The organism is Mycobacterium sp. NGS58 (assembly GCF_059812385.1).
This window is the reverse complement of the sequence record NZ_JCALCO010000015.1, coordinates 108,419-127,240: the sequence shown is the minus strand read 5'-3', so window position 1 is coordinate 127,240 and position 18,822 is coordinate 108,419. Positions and strand designations below refer to the sequence as shown.

Sequence of the window (18,822 nt, the reverse complement as noted above, 5' to 3'; positions counted from 1 at the left end):
AATTGCCAGTGCCGGACGTCTACCGTGAACCCATGACCCCGGTAGCCGCCCACGCGTCAGCGCTCGACATCCCCGATGAGCCGGACTGGGCCCGGATGCGCACCGAGATCGGCGCGCGGCTGCGGTCCGCGATGGCCGAACACGGTGTCGACGCGCTGATCTTGCTGATGAACGGCTACGTAGGCTACGCGACCGGTGCCAGCTGGCCGCTCCTGGACGCCGGCCTGTCACACGTGGAGCGCCCGGTCGCCGTCGTGCTGGCCGAGGACGTGCACCCGCACTTGTTCATGCCGTTCCGCAGCGGTGCGTCCACGGAATATCCCGTGCCGGAGGATCATTTGCACGGCCCCGCCTACCTCGAATCCGACTATGGCGTACAGGATTTCGCGCGGGCGCTGGGCGGTCTCGTCCCGTCCGGGGCGCGTATCGCCGTCGACGAACTCACCGGGGCCATGCGGCGGGCCGCGGCCACGCTGTTCCCCGCGGGGCCCCCGACGGATGCTGCGATCGTGCTCGGTGCCGCGCAATTGGTGAAGACCCGCGACGAGTTGTCCTGTCTGCGCAGGGCGGCCCGCATCACCGAACAGGCGATCGTCGATGTGCATAGGGCGCTGAAGCCGGGCGTGCGACAAATCGATCTTTCGGCGACCTTCGTCCGACAGGCGTTCGAACTTGGCGCCACCACCAACATGCTGGAGGCCATCTGGCAGGTGATGCCGAGTTCGCGGGAGGCCGGCGTGTGGACGACGCACGGTGACCTCGCGCTGCCGCTGCTCCCTACCGATCGCCAACTTAGCGCGGGCGATGTGTTGTGGACGGACATCAGCATCACCTACCACGGATATTGCTCGGACTTCGGGCGCACGTGGATTGTCGGCGAACCGCCCACGCCGCGGCAGCAAGATCAATTCCGGCAGTGGCGTGCGATTTTGGACGCCGTGCTCGCGGTCACCAAAGCCGGCGTGACCTCGGGCGACCTGGCGCGGGCGGCGATAGCGGCGAATGGCGGCCGCAAACCGTGGCTGCCGCACTTCTACCTGGGCCACGGCATCGGCACCTACCCCGCGGAAGCCCCTATGATCGGAACGGATCTCGGCGAGGAGTTCGATGACAACTTCGTCTTTCCACCCGGCATGGTTCTGGTGCTGGAACCTGTGGTGTGGGAGGACGGCACCGGAGGCTATCGCAGTGAGGAGATCGTGGTGATCACCGAAGACGGCTATGCGCCGATCACCGACTACCCCTATACCCCCTATGGCGACTGACGTTCTGCCCGACCCGCGGGCGCTGCGGTCGGGCCGGCGCGAACGGGCGCTGGCCCAGATGGCCGAACACGACCTCGACATCCTGGTTCTCGGGCGGCAGGCCAACATTCGTTACGTCACCGGCGCCCCGCAGCTGTGGATCGCCGGTACCCGGCCCTTCGGGCCGATGTGCGTGCTGGTGCGCGCCACCGGAGACATCTACCTCAACAGCACCGACGACGAGGGCGTCCCGGACGAGATCGGGCACGATCACCTCTACGGGCTGGCCTGGAACCCCATGACGCTCATCGACGTCCTGAAGAAGATCGACGGCGCCGAGGCTGCGCGACGGGTCGGCACCGACGCGATCACACCGACTTTCGCCGCACTGCTGCCCGAGGCCTTTCCCAGTGCCGAACTCGTCGACGCCGAGCCCGCTATGCGTGCGGCGCGGCGCATCAAGACGCCCGGCGAAATCGCGGCGATGGATCAGGCATTGCGTGTCGCCGAACATGGACTGGCCACCGCCGTGGGCGAATTGGCGCCGGGGGTCTCGGAGCGCACACTGGCCGGGGTGATGATGCAGGCGATGGCCGCGGGCGGGGTGAGCACGCCTGCGACCCAGGATGCCGCGTGGGTGACGTCCCGAGACCAGCCATGGCGGCGCGCCGCGGCGCACGAGGTCGGGCCGGGCGACCTCGTCGCCTTTGCCGCCGGCGCACTGGCGAACGGCTACGTCGCCGAAGCCGGCCGGACCTGGCCGGCCGGCGGCGGCGTCACCACCGAGGCCCGCGCGCTCTTCGGGCGCTCGGATCGGTTGTCCGACAATTTGCTTGCCGCCTGTCGGGCGGGTGCCGACACCCGCGATCTGCTAGCCGCGTATGACGCGGCGGGGGAACCGATCCCGCCCATGCCGATTGCGCACGGGCTGGGCCTGGGGTTCGACCCGCCCGTGGTATCCGAAACGCTCGCGGCCGCAGGCGAACATGACCGAATCGAGGCCGGAATGGTGTTGGCGATAACCGGGTATGTGTGGCAGCGGGGCGTCGGCGCGGTGTTCCGTCGAGACACCGTGCATATCACCGAGGGTGGGGAGGAGGTGCTGACCACGAGCCCGGCCTGGTCCTAGCGAAATCACTTGTGCCACTGTGGCTTCACTGGTTTCAAGGTGGCCTTTTCTGTCGGTGGGCTGCGCTAGCTTCGGGGTGTGAATGTAGATCCGGAGGCCCTGTTCGCGGCGTTTGACGTCATCGACGCGGCCTTCGACGACCTGGTCGGTTATGACTGCGAAGCTTTGGCCACCCGTGAGCAGTTGGCGATGCTGGAACGCTGCGAAACGATGCGCCGGCGTATCCCGGCCGTCGAGCATCCGCTGATCAATTCACTTGCCCGCCAGGCCCCGTCCGAGGAACTCGGCGGCACGCTGGTCCATGCGATCACCGAGGTCACGCTGATCAGCCGCGCCGAAGCCTCCCGGCGCATCAAAGAGGCGCGCGACCTCGGCCCTCGTTATGGCCTGACCGGCGAACCCATACCGCCGGTGTTGACCGCCACCGCGACCGCACAACGCGACGGCACGCTCGGACCCGGCCAGGTCGCGGTGATCCGCAAGTTCTACCGCGAATTGCCCGGCTGGATAGACGCCGGCACCCGCGAGCAGGCCGAGGCCAAACTCGCCATGGAGGGAACCCGCTATCGGCCCGAACAACTCGGCAAGCTGGCCGCCATCCTGGCCGATTGCCTCAACCCCGACGGCACCTTCACCGACGAGGACCGGGCTCGGCAACGCGGCCTGACCCTGGGCAACCAGCAAGCCGACGGCATGTCGCAGCTGCGCGGCTGGCTCACCCCAGAGGTGCGCGCCACGTTTGAAGCCGTGCTGGCGAAACTCGCCGCACCCGGCATGTGCAATCCCCTGAACGACACCCCTTGCGTCGACGGCACCCCCAGCGAGCAGGCCGTTCAGCAGGATGGTCGCAGCGCCGCCCAACGCAACCACGACGCCCTTAACGCGGCGCTCAGAGGATTACTGGCCTCCGGTGAGCTGGGCCAGCACAACGGCTTACCGGCCTCGATTGTCGTCACCACGACACTCGCCGAGCTGGAAGCCGCCGCCGGGCATGGATTGACCGGCGGCGGCACCATCCTGCCGATGGGCGACGTGATTCGCCTGGCGCGGCACGCCCACCACTACCTGGCCATCTTCGACAAGGGCAAGGCGCTGGCGCTGTATCACACTAAACGCCTGGCCTCCCCCGGCCAACGAATCGTGTTGTACGCCAAGGATCGCGGCTGCTCCGCGCCCGGGTGCACCACGCCCGGCTACTACTGCGAGGTTCACCACGTCACCGAGTACGCCGCGTGCCACACCACCGACGTCAACGACCTCACTTTTGCCTGCGGACCCCAGCACCGCCTCCTGCGGCCCAAGGGCTGGACCACCCGCAAGAACGCCCGCGGTGACACCGAATGGCTTCCACCCCCGCACCTGGACCGTGGCCAGCCCCGTGTCAACGTATTTCACCATCCCGAGAAGCTGCTGCACGACCAAGACGACGAGGACCCTTAGGCCACACGCCCTTTCTCGCCCAGTGCCTCGTCGAGCAGGTCGCCCATTGGGTTTCGTTGCCACAGCAGCAGCAGGTTCGACAGCATCTGCAGCGGGGCGCGCACGCTCTCGTCTTCCTTGATCCGAGGGTCGGTCCGGCTGGTCGGTGCAACATCGAATCGCTTGCGTATCAACGCCGGTACGTCCAGCAGCCAGGCCACACCCATCACGGCCGCATACAGCAGCGTGTGTCGGCGCAGTCTGTTCGGCTCCAGGCGCGGACCGCCATAGCGTTGGAACTCCGCGGCGAACACTTCCAGCAGGCCGTCGAGGTGGCTATCCCACATCTCGTTCTCGGCTCCCGACATCGCCCCCCACAGGGCCATGCCCAGGTTCATCTGGCTGACGCATCCCCAGTCCATCAGCCCGCAGCGCAGATTGCCGCCGCCGTCCCGCCAAAACCAAGCGTTGTCGATGTTGGCATTCCAGTGGCACAGCGCGACGTAGTCATCGTCGGCGGCCAAGTGGTCCGCGACCGCATCCTCGCACAGGGCCAGCCGCGGTGCCTCGTTGGCAAAACGCGCCAAAAACTCTGTCGCGCCCAGGCCAGCCGGCACCAACCCGGGATGGGTATGGATGAATTCGGCCACCTGATCGATTCGTCGCTCCACGTTGTTCAGCGACAGCGGTGCCCGCTCGCCCACCGTCGCGGCCCGAACATCCGGCGGAAACTGCGCGGTACGTTCCGCGGGCAGCCGACCGGACCGGTGCGTTCCGGCAACCCGCGCCAGGGCGGTCAGCAGCGCCCGGTAGTGCTCCAGCGGCGCGGGCATCTCGTAGTCGAGGCACTTGTGATATTGGCGTTCGATCCCGTTGACACCGAAGCTGATTCGTTCGGTGATCAAGATTCCGGTCCCGCTACGAGCGTGATAGTCGGCGAATTGCGGGCAAGGTACTGCGATGGGGAATTGCGGCTCCCGTGCCATCGAGGCGAACCGGACCTCGGACTCCATCTGGGTCTTCCCGCGGTCGCGCACCGGATTGCTGAGATCGCGGGAGAACTTGACGAACAGGTCGGTGTGCAGAGTCGGTGCGGGCCGGTCGTATTCGACCGACAACACAAGCTTGCGTCCCGTGCTGCCTTCGGCGATCTCCCGGAAGTCGCTGATCCGGGTGACGGTGTTCTCCGTGAGCACGCCGGAGGCCCGAAACGCGTTGGTCAGGAAAGACGCTCCCCCGCTGAGCAGTGCCGCGGGTTCAGCCGGGAACGGCAAACCGTGATGATCGCCGATCACCCAATCCGAGGCCACGCCGCTACCAGGTCTGCTCGGCCGAGCGCACCAACATGTGATTGACCGCGACCCTGCGATCGCGGGTCACCATGAACAACACGGCATCCGCGATGTCGTCGGGCCGCAGCATGACCATGCCGGCAGTCTGCCGTTCGAAAGCCTCCCGTGACGTCTCGGCTAAATGGCTGAAGATCTCGGTGTCGACGGTTCCGGGGCCGACCACGCCGACCCGGACCCGCTTGCCGAGCACCTCCTGGCGAAGGCCCTCGCTGAAGGCGTTCACGCCGAATTTGGTCAGCGAATACACCGCGGTATGCGGCCGGGCCACCCAGCCGGCGGTGGAACTGATGGTGACGAGGTCGGCCACGCCGCGCGGCGAGTCGGCGGCCGCGTCGATCAGGTGGGGAAGCGCCGCGCGAGTGGCGTAGAGGACACCCTGCACGTTGACGGAGACCATCTGGTCCCAGTCCCGCAGCGGCGCCTCGGTCGCGGGAGCCGATTGCATCAGGCCGGCGTTGTTCACCAGGATGTCGAGGCGCCCCAGCTCGGCAACGGTCCGCTGCACGGCGGCCGCCACCTGTTCGGCATTGGTCACGTCGGCGGCTACCACCAGCGCTGTGCCCCCGGCGGATTCGATCTCGGCTTTCAGCTCCGCCAACCGGTCCGCCCGGCGCGCGAGCAGAGCCACCGCCGATCCCTCGGCCGCCAGCGCTCGGGCCGTTGCCGCGCCGATGCCGCTGCTCGCGCCGGTGACCAGGGCCGCTGTGCGCGCCAGTCTCGTCATGTTCCGCCCATCGGTTGCTTGCCGAGTAACTCGTGTAGAACGTAGTCGGTGTCCTCGCCCAGGTCCGGCGCGCCGCGCTCGATCCTGGCCGGGCGGCGGGCCATCCGCCAGGACGGCCCCAGCACCGGCCGCTGGCCTTCGCGCTGATCCGTCACGAAGCGATACAGCTCGCGGTCCCACAGCCGTTGATCGGCAATCACATCCAGCGAGGTAGCGCTCTTGGCCGCCGGCACTCCGGCAGCGCCCAGGCGCTCGGCGAGCCGCTCCGCGTCCTGGCCGCAGGTGAGCCGGGCGAGGTCTGCGTCGAGCGCTTCGGCGTGGCGGTGGCGGGCATCGCGGGTGGCGTAGCGGGACTCGTCGGCCAGCGTTGGCTCGCCGAGTGCCTGGCACATGCGGCGCCATTCGGCGTCATTCGCGACGGCCACCGTGACCCACGCGCCGTCGGCACACGGGTAGCAGCCATGCGGACTCATGTCCGGGTGGGCGTTGCCAGCGGGCCCCAGAGACAGCCCGGTCAGCGATTGCTCCAGCAGGCAGTCACCGATCATCGAGGAGAGGGTCTCCACGGCCGACACGTCGACGAATTGCCCTGCGCCGCTGAACTCCCGATGCAGCAGTGCCACCACAGCGGCGTATGCGGCGGCCGCGCCCACCGTCGAGTCGCCGTATCGCATGCTGGTCCCGAGCGGCGGCCCGTCGGGGTAGCCGACCAGCGAGGCCGGGCCGGCCAGCGCGGCAAAGCATGGTGCGTAACCGGTTTGGTGACCGAGCGGACCGTCGTTGCCCCACATCTTGATCGACACGGAGATGATGTCGGGCTTGATCTCGGTGAGGTCTTGATACCCCATGCCCTGGCGTTCCATCGCGCCGGGGCGCAGGTTGTTGATGACGATGTCGCTGCGGGCGATCAGGTCGCGCAGCTGCGCCATCCCCCTTGCGGACTTGATATCGAGGTCCACGCTGAGGATTTCGGGGTTGATGCTGAGAAAGTAGGGCGCGTGGTTGATGTCGGTGCCGCCGTACGCGCGCATCTCCTCGGGGCTGTCGGATGTCTCGATCTTGATGACTTCGGCGCCGAGCATCGCCAGCAGCTTTCCGGCGTACGGGCCCGCCCACACTTTGGTGAGTTCGACGACGCGCACGCCTTCCAGCGGCCCGCCCCGCGGGTTCTTGGGGTGCTTCAGTTGCGCCGACTTGACCGTCGGCCGTTGGCGCGGGGTATCGAGGCTCTCCACGACCTGCAGCGTGTGTTCACCGAGATATGGTGCAGCACAATTGATTCGGGCGGGCGATGCGCTGAACGCATACGGCACGGTCGGATACCGGGCCGCACCCAGTACCGGATGGCTGACCGTTTGGAAGAAGCCGCGATGGCGATATTGTGGCGAATAATGCAGGTCGGCAGCGCCATTGACGGGCACCAGTGGCACACCGAGCCGCTGGGCCCTCTCCGAGGCCTCGTCCTTGGGCAGGCCGGCCACCCAGGAGGCGAACCCGCGCTGAAACGCGGTGACTTTCGCGGCGGTGACGGAGAATTCCAGCCAGTCGTCCTCGAAAGCGTCGAGCCATTCGGGATGGCCCATCAGCGTTTTCACCCCGGCCCAGTGCGCCCCGCTGGTCATATACAGGTAGACGAAGCCATCCGCGCAGGCGAAGAACGACGCCGGGCCCGCCTGGTCGTAATCATCGCGCGTGCCCTTGGCCGGCACCTCGCCGGTGACGAGGCGGCCCAGGATGCAATCGGCGCGTGAGACCAGCACGGCCTGCTGGGAAATGTCGATCGACTCGCCCTCGCCGGTATGCAGACGCCCAAACAGCGAAGACACGACACACAGCGCCGCCTCCAGCCCGGCTTCGTAGTCGCCCAGAAAGCGGCCGGGCCCCTGCAGCGGGGGCTTGCCGGGATCCGGGTGGCTCGGAGTGTGATATCCCCACCCGCTGGCGTGGAACACATTGATACTCCGGGCATTGTCGAACTCGGCGGCCACCCCTTGTCCATACGGGGTGATGGAACAGAAGACCACGGACGGGTGGCGCCCGGACCACTCCGCGGACCGGGCTTCGATGACAGCGTCGGCGGTGTCGATCAGCCGGTGCAGCCGCTCGACGTCGGCCGTCGAGCTGACGTCGAGAACGACGGAGCGCTTGTTGGTGTTGAGGTAGGCGAACAGCGCGCTGCCTTCACACCCGTCGGCGAGGACGGGCGCCGTCGCGCGGGTCGCGCTGCCGCCCTTCGGCGCCTCGACCTTGATGACGTCGGCGCCGAAGTCGGCCAGCAGCTTCCCGCAGTACTCCCCCGCGACTGATTCGGCTAATTCGACGACCCGGATACCCGTCAGCGCGGACATGCACGCCCCGCCAAGACGGTCAGGGCTTCGCGCGGCCCGAGCGGCTCAGGCGCCACTCCGGCGGGAAGTTCATGTCGTTGTCCTTGACCACGTTGTTGAGACCTTTGTTGAAAGTACCTTCGGTGAGGTCAACCTCTTCCGCGTCGTTCTGGATCATGGGCAGCATGCCCTCGACCATGCCGGTCAGCAGGCTGCCGAAGTACTCGCCCTTGTGCTGCTTGTACAGCTCGAGGAAGGTCTTTTGGACCGCGACCGTGTCGGTCGGGCGGGATCTCGAGCATGCCATGGCGTACTTCTCGGTCTCCGCTTCCAGCTGGTCGCGGGGCACCACACTGTTGACGAAGCCGCATTCATACATCTCCTTCGCGCTGAACGGCCTTCCCGTGAACAGCATCTCGGAGAACTTGCGCAGGCCCATCGTCTCGGCCCACCACCACAGCCGCGGTCCCCAGCCCACGTAACGGAAGGCGGGGTGCCCGAACAGGGCATCGTCGGAGGAGATCACCAGGTCGGCGTCGCCGGCCTGGTAGAAGTGCCACCCGTAGCAGTAGCCCTTGGCCTCGATGATGCTGATCTTGCGAAGCTCCTGCAGCGGCCGGTTTCCCGCGCGCGCCTTGGCGTAGAAGTCGGTCACGGTGGACAGGTAGCGGTAAGAGCCGCCCGGTGGGTACTTGACGTCGTCGTCATTGATCGCGAGCTCGTGATGCAGGGGCAAGCCCGGGTTCTCCAGCATCGGACGCTGCTCGGGCAGGTCGCCGCCGCTGCCGAAATCCTGCCCCTCTCCCCGGATCACGACCACCTTGACGTCGTCATCCACGTTGCACTTGTGGATCAGGTCCGCATAGTTCTGCCGCATGCCCAGACTGGTGGCGTTCTGCGCGTCGGGGCGATCGAACGTGATGTACGCGATCCGGTTCTTCTTGTCCTTCTCGAACTTGATGTACTGCTCGGCTTCCTTCTTCAGCTCTTCGTAGTCATATTCCGGCATGGGCTTCTTCTTTCACTTGATTCGGAATTGGTGCCTATTTGAGCAGTGCGCCCGCATCGACTGGCAGCGAAACGCCGGTGATGTAACGAGATTCGTCAGAGGCGAGAAATAGGACGGCGTTGCTGATGTCGACGGCTTCCACCCAAGGCACCGGCATCGTGTGAGTCATCTGCGAGAACGGGGCGAAGTCGTCCGGCCCCGGATTCTCCAGATCCGGCCGAAACAGCCGGAAGGTGATGTCATTCATGGTCATCGGCGTGTTGACCTGGCTCGGATGCACCGAGTTCACCCGAATGCTGTGCTGGCCCAGCTCGACCGCAAACGCCCGCATCAGGCCCAGGACACCGTGTTTGGCGGCGATGTAGTGGCCGGTGTAAGCCATGGCCTTGTGCGATCCGACCGAACCCGTCAGCACGATGGAGCCACCGCCTCCGCCGGCGACGATATGTGGCACACCGGCTTTCACGGTGTGCCATACCCCGGAAAGGTTGACATCGATCATGTCCTGCCAGATCTGTTCGCCGATCTTGTGCAGCTTGTTGCCGAAGGTGCCGATGCCCGCGTTGGCGACGATGATGTCGAGACGCCCGAGTTGTTCGACCCCGCTGTCAACGGCGGCCTTGAGACCCTCGTAGTCGCGGACGTCCACCTGGGCGGTCACGATCCGCCGGTCGAGGTTCTTCACCAGTTCCGCGGTCTCGGCGAGGTCTTCGGGCGTCGAGTGGGGATAGGCCAGGTTTTCGATCGGACCGCAGACATCGATCGCGATGATGTCGGCGCCCTCCTGCGCCAGACGGACGGCGTGACTGCGGCCCTGACCGCGCGCCGCACCGCTGATGAAAGCGACCTTGCCCTCGACTCGGCCGGTCATCGGGGCACCACGGTTGGCAGGGTTTCCCAGCCCCGCACAGACGACGTCGGGCTGAGCGTGGCGTTGGCCAGATCGGGCTCCCACTCGGGGAACCGCTTGAGGATTTCCTCGAGAGCCACACGGCCTTCCAGCCGGGCCAGCGCCGAGCCCAGGCAGAAGTGGGCGCCGACGCTGAACGTGAGGTGCGGCCGGGGGGTGCGGTGGATATTGAATTCGCCTGCGTCGGGACCGAATTGCCGTTCGTCGCGACAGGCGGCGCCGATGAGCATCAACATCACGCTGCCTTCCGGCACCGTCTGGTCGTACAGACTGACATCGCGAGTCACGTAGCGTGCCATGTGCGGGGCGGGCGGCTCGAATCGCAGCAGCTCCTCGATCGCCTGCGGGATGAGCGCCGGATTGTCGACGAGTTCGCGGCGCTGGTCTGGGTGCTCCGCGAGAACCTTGCCGGCCCAACCGATCAACCGCGTCGTCGTTTCGTTACCCGCTCCGGCCACCACGTTGAGGTACACCAGGATTTCCTCGCGCCTCAGCCGCCGCGTCACACCCGTCTCATCGACGAATTCGACGTTGAGCAACTCGGTCATGATGTCGTCGGACGGATTGTCCGCGCGCCAGTCGATGTACGCCTCGAACTGCTCACCCACGGACAAGCCATGTTCGGCGGCGCTCATCGGCTTGCCCGGCTCGGTGCGTAGTTGCGCGTTGCCGCGGTCGCGGATGTATTCCTGATCGGCCTCGGGAATCCCCAGCAGTGCGCTGATGACTTTCATCGGCATGATCGCGCCGAGGTCGCTGACGAAATCGAACCGGCCGGAACCCACCAGAGGATCCAGCGATTGGGCGCAGAACTCACGGATCATCGGCTCCAGCGCGGCGATTTTGCGGGGTGTGAACATCCGCGACAACAGCTTGCGATGCACGTCGTGGATCGGTGGGTCCTCGAAGATCAACATGCCCGACGGAATCTCGAGGTTGGCCTTAATCAATTCCATGATCACGCCCCGGGCGGAGCTGTATGTGCCGTAGTCGATGATGCCCTTGTTGACATCGGCAAACCGGCTCAACGCGTAGAAGTCGTATTCGGCGTTGTAGTACAGCGGCGCCTCGTCGCGCAGCCGCTTGAACATCGGGTACGGGTCGGCGATCAGCCCGACATCGTATGGATCGAAACGAACATGGCTATCGGTGCTCGCCGTCACGAATTCCCTCCTACCGCTGCAGTTTTAGATGCCCGCATTACCTGCACCAGGGCTAGCGCTGCCAGCGTCGCAGCGCTGGATTCGGTTGGGGCACTTTATACACTCCGCTTAATTGCGTTGCTTTGATATGTGCACAAGCTCCGCTGAAAACGGCGCATGAACGTCGGCCTACTCTATTCTCGTAGAGAACCATACAGGGGGTGCTCTGGCAAGAGTCAGGGCATGCGTGTCCGGCGGGTGTCCTCACGCGGACCCGTCCGCCCTGCGGCGCAACACCCGCAGACCACCGGTCTGCGTGAGGCGCCCCTTGGCCGAACTCCTCAAGATCCCGCCGGCGATCGCCGACAGGATTCCGTCGAGCTGTTCGGGACTCTCGATGATCCGGTCGCCGTGCGCGAAGCGCTGAAGCAGGCCATTGATGAACGTCAGCGTGACGTTGCTCAGATCCTCGACGACCGCCGGATCCAACTCGGCGCCGTGCGGCATCAGCTGTACGAGGATCTCGCGGTGCAGCTTGGTGAACTCGTCGGTGGCCTGCTGCAGAATCGCGGCCAGCGCGGGGTCGCGGGTGGCCTGCATGGTCAGCTCGTATCGGGCCCTGGTCCGATACAACTGCGGATCGCTGCCGGCCTGGATAACCACCTGAGACAAGCGCGAGGGCGCCCCGCCATCGGAACTGTCCGCGATGGCCTGCAGCTCGGCGAGGTCGAGCTCGGCCGAGCGTTCGGCCGCCGCGCGCAGCAATGCCGATCGCGTGCGGAAGTAGAACGAGGTCGTACCGTCCGGCACCCCGGCCTTGCGATCGACCTTCAGGTGGCTCAACCCCTTGGCGCCGTCATCGGCCAACAACTGGATCGCCGCATCGCACAGATCGCGGCGGCGTTCGGCGGGGTTGGGCTTGCGTCGTCTATCCATAGTTCGCTCGAATGCGACCCTACTCTATATTCGTAGTGTCGGTAAAGTTCGTGCGGGTCGGCATACGGCATGCGTGCAGGCACCGCCGCTGTGGCCACGCCGCGCCACTCGGCGCGATTTCAACATCGGCGTGCAAGGCACCAAACAAATTGGCGTGCAGAGGTTCCCGTGCAGCGTGAAATCAATGATCCTGCGGGTAGAGTGCATTCACGATGATTCACCCTCGTTCTACCGCGCGCGTTGCCACCGCCTGGCTCGGGTCCGTCGGTCTGCTCGCCGCAGCGATGTGCGGCTGTCAGCAGGCGCACAAGCCCGCGCCGTCCAGCTCGACGACCACCGCGCCACCCAGCACGACTGCCCCGCCACCCCCGCCACCCCCGCCGGTCGTGCAGATCGCACCGTTGCCGGTTCGGCCGGTGACGAAGTCGCAACCGACGACACCCGCCGTGAAGTGCCCGGCCATGGCTGCGAACGCTGCCGTGCTACCGACCGACGCGCTTACCACCTGTGACATCGGGCGAACCACCGTCTACACGCTGGGCCCCGAGACCATGCGGCTCGGACTCGTCCATGTGGACCCGCCGAAGTCGCTGACCGCGGACTATTACGAACTGACCCTTGTGCTGGATCCGCCGTCGGCCGCCGCGTGGACCGAATTCACGGGCGCGCATCTGCAAGACCACGTCGCCTTCATCCGGGACAACCTGGTCCTGGAAGCGCCGATCATCGAACAGCAGGTCACGTCCGGGCGGATCGTGTTCACCACCCAAACAGCCCAGGGCGCCGCGCAATTGGCCCAATTGGTTGGTCGCCCGGCATGACGGCCTCGGGGCGTCCGGACCGCCTCGGGATCGGCATGCTCAGCGTGTTCGGGTTGCCCCCAATCGAATTGGTGAATCTCGCCGCGGATTTGGGGTGCCGCTACGTCTCGGTCGCCGTGCAGGGGATGCCGCTGGTGCCGCTCGACTATCCGCCCTTTTCGTTGAGGGACGACGTGGTTCTGCGCAGAGACCTGCTGGCCGCGATGGCCGACCGGGACGTGAGCATCTCGTTGGGTGACGGCTTCCTCGTGCTGCCCGGCGCACACGTGAGCGCCCTGTGCGGCAGCCTTGACGCGCTCGCCGAGCTCCGTGTCCCCCGGATCAACGTGGTCAGCCTGGACCCGGATCTGCCCCGAACGCTTGACGAGTTCGCCGCATTGACCGAGCTCGCCGCCCAGCGCGGCATCGCCACGGTCGTCGAACCGGTGCCCGGCCTGACCATCGGCGACATGAGTTCCGCGCTGGCCGCCAAACGTTACGTTGACCGAGACGAATTTCGGTTGTTGATCGACACCATGCACCTGGTGCGGTCGGGTTCGGGGGCCACGGACCTGGCCGCCGTCGATGCCGATCAGATCGGCTACGCCCAGCTCAACGACGCCACGCTGCGGCCGCGCACCGGCAATTACCTGGAGGAAGCCATGTTCGAGCGCTTGGTTCCCGGCGAAGGTGAACTTCCGCTGCACGACCTTCTGTCCGCGCTTCCCGTCGATACCGTGCTCGAAATCGAAGTTCCCAGGCGGTCATTGGCGCTGGCTGGGGTGAGCCCGATCGACCGCCTGCGTCCGTGTGTCGAGGCCGCGCGCCGATTGCTGTCGGAAGTTCAGCTCGGGTAGCGCAGCGGGAGGCCCGCGGCGCGATAGATCGCATCGATGACGGTCATGTTGTCGATGGCGTCGCTCGGCGTGGTCTTGATCGGTTCGCCGCGCAGCACGGCCCCGACGAATGCATCCAATTGATACGCGTAGGAGGGACGCCGCCCGAACCGTTCCGCCCGTTTTCCCCGCCGCGACCGCACCGAGAGCCGATGGAAGTAGTGTGGCAGCACGGGATTCAGAATTCGCAGCTCCCCGTGTTCGCCGATCACCCGAGCGCTGATCTGCAGCAACCGCGATGACCACATCGAGCAGCGCACCCGACCGGTGTGGCCCGCCGGGAACCTCAGGTCGGCGGTCATGGCGCGGTCGATCTGGCCGTCTCGCAATTTGGCCTGTGCCGCAACGACTTCCGGGGCGGCGGGTCCACCGAACGTGCGGACCATGTGCACCGGGTAGCATCCGGCGTCCATCGTCGCCCCGCCGGCAAGCTCGTAGTTGTAGCGGATGTCGGAGAACTTCGGCAGCGGGAAACACAGCGCGGCCTCCACGTGCTGCAGGGCGCCCAGCTCGCCGGAGGCGATGATTTCCTCGGCACGCAGCGTCAGCGGGTGATAGCGGTAGTGGAAGGCCTCCATCACCACGCGGTCCGAATCGGCCGCCAGTTCAGCGATTTCACGCGCCTCGGCCGCGTTGGCGGTGAACGGCTTTTCGCACAGCACGTGTTTGCCCGCGGCCAGTGCGGCCCGGGTCCAACGTCCGTGTAGGCCGTTGGGCAACGGGTTGTAGATGGCGTCGATACCGGGGTCGGCGATCAGCGCCCCGTAATCGCCGTGCACCGCAGCGATGCCGTGTTGTGCCGCGAACGCCCGCGCGCGCGCCACGTCGCGGGCCGCGACCGCCGCCACGACGACCTCCGGGTTCTTCGTGGCGGGATTGATCAACGCCAGCGGCGCTATTCTGGCCGCCCCCAGGATGCCGATGCGTATCGCGGTGTCAGCCATCGCGTCCCTGCGGTCCCCGTCGGGCGAATGCCGGCGCATGCTCGGGCCTGACCCCGACGCCGACGAAATAGGCGGGCACCGCCGACAGCCACGGCAGCCGGCGCAGCACATGCAGCAGCAGCGCGGGCGGTTTGGGATCCGCGCCACGAAAGACCGGGCGCAGCAACACGGTCTGCAGCACTCGCTGAGCCGTCTGGGTCAGCGCGGCGGGCAGCCCACGGCGACGGCGGACCGCGGCCAGGTCGCGCTCGGTGACGCGGCGGCGCCGCAAGGGTTCGGCCAACACGGTCGCGGCGGCAACGGCATCCTGGATGGCCAGGTTGATGCCGACCCCGCCCAGTGGAGACATCGCGTGGGCCGCGTCGCCGATGCAGAGCAGCCCGCCGGTGTGCCAGCGGCGCAACCGATTCACGCGCACGTCGAGGTGCTTCACGTCATCCATGGATTGCAAGGCGGCGACCGAGTTGGGCATATCCGGCAGGAGCGCATCGAGGTCGCGCCGGAACGCCTCGATCCCCCGTGCGCGCAGCCGGGCGTCGCCGCCCTTGGGGCCGATGTAGGCGATCTGGTTGTAGCCCTCGCGCGGGATCACCGCCAGCGCCTTGCCCGGACCCACCCGTGGCAAAAAGGAATGATCCGCGTTGCCATCGCGCGGTAGCTTGAACCACCACACGTCGAAGTTCGCCGGGTATTCGTGCGCGTTGAGCCCGGCCACCTGACGCACGATCGACCACCGGCCGTCACAGGCGACCGTCAATTCGGCCCTGAGTTCGCCGGGGCCGTCGGCCCCGTCGTAGCGCACCCCGGTGACGCGGTTGCCGTCCCGGAGGAGCCCGGTGACCTCGGTGCGCATGCGCAAGGTGAAAGTGGGTTCGGCCTGGGCCGCTTCGGCAAGCAGGTTCAGTAGATCCCACTGCGGCACCATGGCGATGTATTTGTGCGGTTGCCGGATCCGCTCGAAGTCCAGGTAGGTCACCGAGCGGCCGCCGGATTCCAAAGTGCCCCTGCGGAGTTTGCTGTAGGGCAGTTCCGCGAACCGCTCCCCCAAGCCCAGTTCGTCGAGCAGCTGCAGCGTCGTCGGATGCACCGTGTCGCCGCGGAAGTCACGCAGGAAGTCGCCGTGCTTTTCCAGCAAGGTGACCTCGATGCCGGCCCGGGCCAGCAGCAGACCCAGCACCATGCCAGCCGGGCCGCCGCCGACGACCGCGCACGTCGTTGTCTCGACCATCAACGCTCAAGCATAAGCGGCACCGAAATCCTCACAGTTGAACGTCATACACGGAGACTGGGTCGAGGATCACGCCGGTTTCCTCGACGTAGCGATCCCACAACGTCAGCAGCTCGGCCAGCTTGTCGGGACGCGACGCGGCCAGGTCGTCGATCTCGCCGGGGTCGGAGGCCAGATCGTAGAGTTGCCAGCTGCCCGGGCCGTACGGTGGCGGCAGGTACAGCGCCTTCCAGTCGCCCTGTCGGACGGCGCGGCGGCCGAACAGCTCCCAGCCGGTGCCGGCGCCGGCGTCGTGCACGGTCTCGGCGGCGCCCGTCAGGTAATCCACCAGTGAGCGGCCGCGCATCGCGGCCACCTCGCGGCCTCGGTAAGACCTGCCCGGGTGCGTGATCCCGGCCAGCTCGAGCAGGGTCGGCGCGATGTCCATGACCGTGCTGAACGCGGTGCCGATCTGCTGTTGCCGGGTGAATCCGGGCCAGGTGACGAAGCCGGTGACGCGGATTCCGCCCTGGGTGGTGAACGCCTTGTGCAGTCGCGACGGGGCGGTGGCGGCCTGGGCCCAGCGAGGGCCGTACCAGATGAACGACGTGGGCCGGCCGAGGTTGTCCAGGCTGTTGTCGCAATGCTTTTCGATCTGTGCGGCGATCTGGGGACCGCGCAGTGGCATCGCCTCCACGATCGCGCCCTCGGCGCCGTTGTCGGACATGAAGATGACGACGGTGTTGTCGAGTTCGCCGCTCGCCGAGAGGAAGTCGATCACCCGGCCGACGTTGTAGTCCATCCGGTCGACCATCCCCGCGTAGACCTCCATGCTGCGGGCCGACACTGCGCGCTGCTCGTCGGTCATGTCGGCCCACTCGGGGGCGCCGTCGGCCACCACCGGGTGCGCGACGACATCGGGTGGACATAGACCGAGCCGCTTGAGTGCGCCCAGGCGCTCCTCACGCAGCGCGTCCGGCCCGGCGTCGTAACGGCCCCGATACTTCGCGATGGATTCGTCGGGCGCCTGCAGGGGCCAGTGCGGGGCCTGGAAGGGCAGGTAGGCGAAGAAGGGCCGGTCGTCTTCGGGGGCGCGCTCTTCGAGGTAGCGCAACAGTGTGTCGGTATAGGAGTCCGAGGAATAGAAGTCGTCGTCGACGGTGACGAATCGGTCGTCTTCGGTGTAGAGCGTTGGCACGGGTGAGAATCCGCGCGCCCCCGAGCCGCCGTAGTGGCTGGCACCGGCCGGCAGCAGGGCGAACGAGCGCTCGAAACCGCGCGCCCACGGCGAAGTCTCGATCGTTGCGCCCAGATGCCATTTACCCGACATCAGGGTCAGGTAGCCGGCGTCGCGCAATAGTTCCGGCAACGCGACGACCCGTTGGTTGAGATAACCCTCGTACCCGGGCGCGCCGCGGAAGTTCGGCGCCGCGACCTCGAGCATCGTGCCGATGCCGGCGATGTGATGGTCGGTCCCGGTCAACAACATCGCCCGGGTCGGTGAACAGGCCGGCGCCGAGTGAAAATCGGTGAGCCGGATACCCGCGTGCGCCAGCCGATCGAGGTTGGGCGTCTCGATCTCGCCGCCAAAGGCACCGAGGTCGGAGAACCCGAGGTCGTCTGCAACGATCACGAGGAAATTGGGGCGTGTCACGCTCACGCATCCTGCCAGGTCGGTCGCCGGGGCGGAATGCTGCCGCACCGGCTCGACGCCGATATTGTCGAGGCAGGCAAGGCCACCGAACAGCGAAAGGACATGGCGATGTTGGCGCAGTTTGGAATGTCCGTTCCGCTGGTGGCGGCCCCGATGTCGGGCGGCCCGACCACCCCGGCCATGGTGTCGGCCGCCAACCGCGCGGGTGCGCTTGGCCTGCTAGCGGCCGGATACAAGACCGTCGAGGCCATCGAGGGTGAGATCAAAGCCGTTCGCGCCGACGGAATCCCGTTCGGGGTCAATGTCTTCGCACCCAATCCGGTGCCGGTGGACCCGCAGCGTTACCACGCTTACGCCGAGATCATGCAGGCCGAGGCCGACCAGTTCGGGGTGACGCTGCCGCCCGAGCCCATCGAGGACAACGACAGATTCGACGAGAAGATCGCGCTGTTGCTCGACGACCCGGTTCCCATGGTGTCTTTCACGTTCGGCATTCCGCCGCGCGACGTGATCGCCGCGCTGCAACGCGCCAACAGCGTCGTGGTCCAGACGGTCACCACGGCTGAGGAGGCGGGCGAGGCGCACGACGCCGGCGTCGACATGCTCGCCGTGCAGGCCGCCGCCGCCGGCGGCCATTCCGGCACGCTTACCCCGCAGCGGGTGTTGACACCGGTCCCGATCGTCGAGTTGGTGCGGCAAGTGGTCGCGAAAGTGCCCCTGCCGGTGATGGCGACCGGCGGGCTGGCCACCCCCGCCGCGGTGGCCGAAGTGATCCGCGCGGGTGCGACCGCGGCCGCCGTCGGCACCGTGCTGCTACGTGCCACCGAGAGCGGCGCCTCTGCGACTCATCAGGCGGCACTGGCCGATCCCGCCTACACCGAGACGGTGCTTACCCGGGCATTCACCGGCCGGCCGGCCCGCGGCCTGCGCAACGCGTTCATCGACGCCCACGAAGCCGAGGCGCCGGCGGGTTATCCCGCCATCCACTACCTGACCAGCCCGCTGCGCAAGGCCGCCGCGGCGGCGGGCAAGCCCGACTACGTGCACCTGTGGGCGGGCACCGGATACCGGCACGCGACCGCGGAGCCCGCCTGCGACATTCTGTGCCGACTGGCATCCGACCTGTGAT

At 66.9% G+C, this 18,822-nt stretch carries 16 protein-coding genes; 6 read left to right on the top strand and 10 right to left on the bottom strand.

Annotation, left to right across the window (positions count from 1 at the left end; translation table 11 throughout):
* The first annotated feature begins 32 nt into the window (after positions 1 to 32).
* From AC5Y4H_RS15935 to AC5Y4H_RS15925, 3 genes are all read left to right on the top strand, one after another.
* Positions 33 to 1,265, top strand: coding sequence for a M24 family metallopeptidase (locus AC5Y4H_RS15935; RefSeq protein ID WP_499983144.1), 1,233 nt, complete (start codon positions 33 to 35; stop codon positions 1,263 to 1,265).
* A complete protein-coding gene (locus tag AC5Y4H_RS15930; protein WP_499983143.1) occupies positions 1,255 to 2,373 on the top strand; it encodes a M24 family metallopeptidase in 1,119 nt (372 codons plus the stop codon). Before AC5Y4H_RS15935 ends, AC5Y4H_RS15930 begins: the two co-directional genes overlap by 11 nt.
* A gap of 78 nt (positions 2,374 to 2,451) precedes the next feature.
* Positions 2,452 to 3,813 (top strand): HNH endonuclease signature motif containing protein, encoded by a 1,362-nt coding sequence (locus AC5Y4H_RS15925; RefSeq protein WP_499983142.1) that lies wholly within the window; start codon positions 2,452 to 2,454, stop codon positions 3,811 to 3,813.
* Here AC5Y4H_RS15925 and AC5Y4H_RS15920 read toward each other — a convergent pair.
* The 7 genes from AC5Y4H_RS15920 to AC5Y4H_RS15890 form a co-directional block, all read right to left on the bottom strand.
* Positions 3,810 to 5,087: a hypothetical protein gene (locus tag AC5Y4H_RS15920; protein WP_499983160.1), complete on the bottom strand. Its 1,278-nt coding sequence runs from the start codon at positions 5,085 to 5,087 to the stop codon at positions 3,810 to 3,812. The two genes, AC5Y4H_RS15925 and AC5Y4H_RS15920, sit on opposite strands and share 4 nt — an antisense overlap.
* A gap of 19 nt (positions 5,088 to 5,106) precedes the next feature.
* Complete coding sequence (locus tag AC5Y4H_RS15915) at positions 5,107 to 5,868, bottom strand: SDR family NAD(P)-dependent oxidoreductase (RefSeq protein ID WP_499983141.1); 762 nt, start codon at positions 5,866 to 5,868, stop codon at positions 5,107 to 5,109.
* Complete coding sequence (locus AC5Y4H_RS15910) at positions 5,865 to 8,216, bottom strand: CaiB/BaiF CoA transferase family protein (RefSeq protein WP_499983140.1); 2,352 nt, start codon at positions 8,214 to 8,216, stop codon at positions 5,865 to 5,867. Before AC5Y4H_RS15910 ends, AC5Y4H_RS15915 begins: the two co-directional genes overlap by 4 nt.
* Positions 8,217 to 8,235: 19 nt before the next feature.
* On the bottom strand, positions 8,236 to 9,204 hold the full coding sequence (locus tag AC5Y4H_RS15905) for an enoyl-CoA hydratase/isomerase family protein (RefSeq protein ID WP_499983139.1): 969 nt from the start codon (positions 9,202 to 9,204) through the stop codon (positions 8,236 to 8,238).
* A gap of 34 nt (positions 9,205 to 9,238) precedes the next feature.
* Positions 9,239 to 10,075 (bottom strand): mycofactocin-coupled SDR family oxidoreductase, encoded by an 837-nt coding sequence (locus tag AC5Y4H_RS15900; protein ID WP_499983138.1) that lies wholly within the window; start codon positions 10,073 to 10,075, stop codon positions 9,239 to 9,241.
* The gene (locus tag AC5Y4H_RS15895; RefSeq protein ID WP_499983137.1) at positions 10,072 to 11,277 is read right to left on the bottom strand and encodes a cytochrome P450; all 1,206 of its coding nucleotides are present in this window, start codon (positions 11,275 to 11,277) and stop codon (positions 10,072 to 10,074) included. The genes AC5Y4H_RS15900 and AC5Y4H_RS15895 overlap by 4 nt, the downstream gene beginning before the upstream one ends.
* Before the next feature lie 243 nt (positions 11,278 to 11,520).
* Entirely contained in the window at positions 11,521 to 12,192 is a 672-nt protein-coding gene (locus AC5Y4H_RS15890; protein ID WP_499983136.1) for a TetR/AcrR family transcriptional regulator, read from the bottom strand.
* 212 nt (positions 12,193 to 12,404) lie between these two features.
* Between AC5Y4H_RS15890 and AC5Y4H_RS15885 the strand changes: the two genes are divergently transcribed.
* Positions 12,405 to 13,013: a SecDF P1 head subdomain-containing protein gene (locus tag AC5Y4H_RS15885; protein WP_499983135.1), complete on the top strand. Its 609-nt coding sequence runs from the start codon at positions 12,405 to 12,407 to the stop codon at positions 13,011 to 13,013.
* Positions 13,010 to 13,849: a sugar phosphate isomerase/epimerase family protein gene (locus AC5Y4H_RS15880; protein ID WP_499983134.1), complete on the top strand. Its 840-nt coding sequence runs from the start codon at positions 13,010 to 13,012 to the stop codon at positions 13,847 to 13,849. Before AC5Y4H_RS15885 ends, AC5Y4H_RS15880 begins: the two co-directional genes overlap by 4 nt.
* Here the strand turns inward: AC5Y4H_RS15880 and AC5Y4H_RS15875 are convergent.
* The 3 genes from AC5Y4H_RS15875 to AC5Y4H_RS15865 are packed head-to-tail and all read right to left on the bottom strand — an operon-like array spanning position 13,837 to position 17,693.
* Entirely contained in the window at positions 13,837 to 14,832 is a 996-nt protein-coding gene (locus AC5Y4H_RS15875) for a Gfo/Idh/MocA family protein (protein WP_499983133.1), read from the bottom strand. The two genes, AC5Y4H_RS15880 and AC5Y4H_RS15875, sit on opposite strands and share 13 nt — an antisense overlap.
* On the bottom strand, positions 14,825 to 16,060 hold the full coding sequence (locus tag AC5Y4H_RS15870) for an FAD-dependent oxidoreductase (protein WP_499983132.1): 1,236 nt from the start codon (positions 16,058 to 16,060) through the stop codon (positions 14,825 to 14,827). Before AC5Y4H_RS15870 ends, AC5Y4H_RS15875 begins: the two co-directional genes overlap by 8 nt.
* A 31-nt stretch (positions 16,061 to 16,091) precedes the next feature.
* Positions 16,092 to 17,693: an arylsulfatase gene (locus AC5Y4H_RS15865; protein ID WP_499983131.1), complete on the bottom strand. Its 1,602-nt coding sequence runs from the start codon at positions 17,691 to 17,693 to the stop codon at positions 16,092 to 16,094.
* Between the two features lie 108 nt (positions 17,694 to 17,801).
* On the opposite strand from AC5Y4H_RS15865, the gene AC5Y4H_RS15860 reads away from it, so the two are divergent.
* Positions 17,802 to 18,821: a nitronate monooxygenase gene (locus tag AC5Y4H_RS15860; protein WP_499983130.1), complete on the top strand. Its 1,020-nt coding sequence runs from the start codon at positions 17,802 to 17,804 to the stop codon at positions 18,819 to 18,821.
* Position 18,822: the final 1 nt, after the last annotated feature.

Bases quoted from the DNA above. Each gene is read 5' to 3' on its own strand.
- AC5Y4H_RS15930 (WP_499983143.1), top strand. From the start codon at position 1,255: ATGGCGACTGACGTTCTGCCCGACCCGCGGGCGCTGCGGTCGGGCCGG.
- AC5Y4H_RS15875 (WP_499983133.1), bottom strand. From the start codon at position 14,832: ATGGCTGACACCGCGATACGCATCGGCATCCTGGGGGCGGCCAGAATA.
- AC5Y4H_RS15915 (WP_499983141.1), bottom strand. From the start codon at position 5,868: ATGACGAGACTGGCGCGCACAGCGGCCCTGGTCACCGGCGCGAGCAGC.
- AC5Y4H_RS15905 (WP_499983139.1), bottom strand. From the start codon at position 9,204: ATGCCGGAATATGACTACGAAGAGCTGAAGAAGGAAGCCGAGCAGTAC.
- AC5Y4H_RS15890 (WP_499983136.1), bottom strand. From the start codon at position 12,192: ATGGATAGACGACGCAAGCCCAACCCCGCCGAACGCCGCCGCGATCTG.
- AC5Y4H_RS15910 (WP_499983140.1), bottom strand. From the start codon at position 8,216: ATGTCCGCGCTGACGGGTATCCGGGTCGTCGAATTAGCCGAATCAGTC.
- AC5Y4H_RS15880 (WP_499983134.1), top strand. From the start codon at position 13,010: ATGACGGCCTCGGGGCGTCCGGACCGCCTCGGGATCGGCATGCTCAGC.
- AC5Y4H_RS15935 (WP_499983144.1), top strand. From the start codon at position 33: ATGACCCCGGTAGCCGCCCACGCGTCAGCGCTCGACATCCCCGATGAG.
- AC5Y4H_RS15870 (WP_499983132.1), bottom strand. From the start codon at position 16,060: ATGGTCGAGACAACGACGTGCGCGGTCGTCGGCGGCGGCCCGGCTGGC.
- AC5Y4H_RS15885 (WP_499983135.1), top strand. From the start codon at position 12,405: ATGATTCACCCTCGTTCTACCGCGCGCGTTGCCACCGCCTGGCTCGGG.
- AC5Y4H_RS15900 (WP_499983138.1), bottom strand. From the start codon at position 10,075: ATGACCGGCCGAGTCGAGGGCAAGGTCGCTTTCATCAGCGGTGCGGCG.
- AC5Y4H_RS15860 (WP_499983130.1), top strand. From the start codon at position 17,802: ATGTTGGCGCAGTTTGGAATGTCCGTTCCGCTGGTGGCGGCCCCGATG.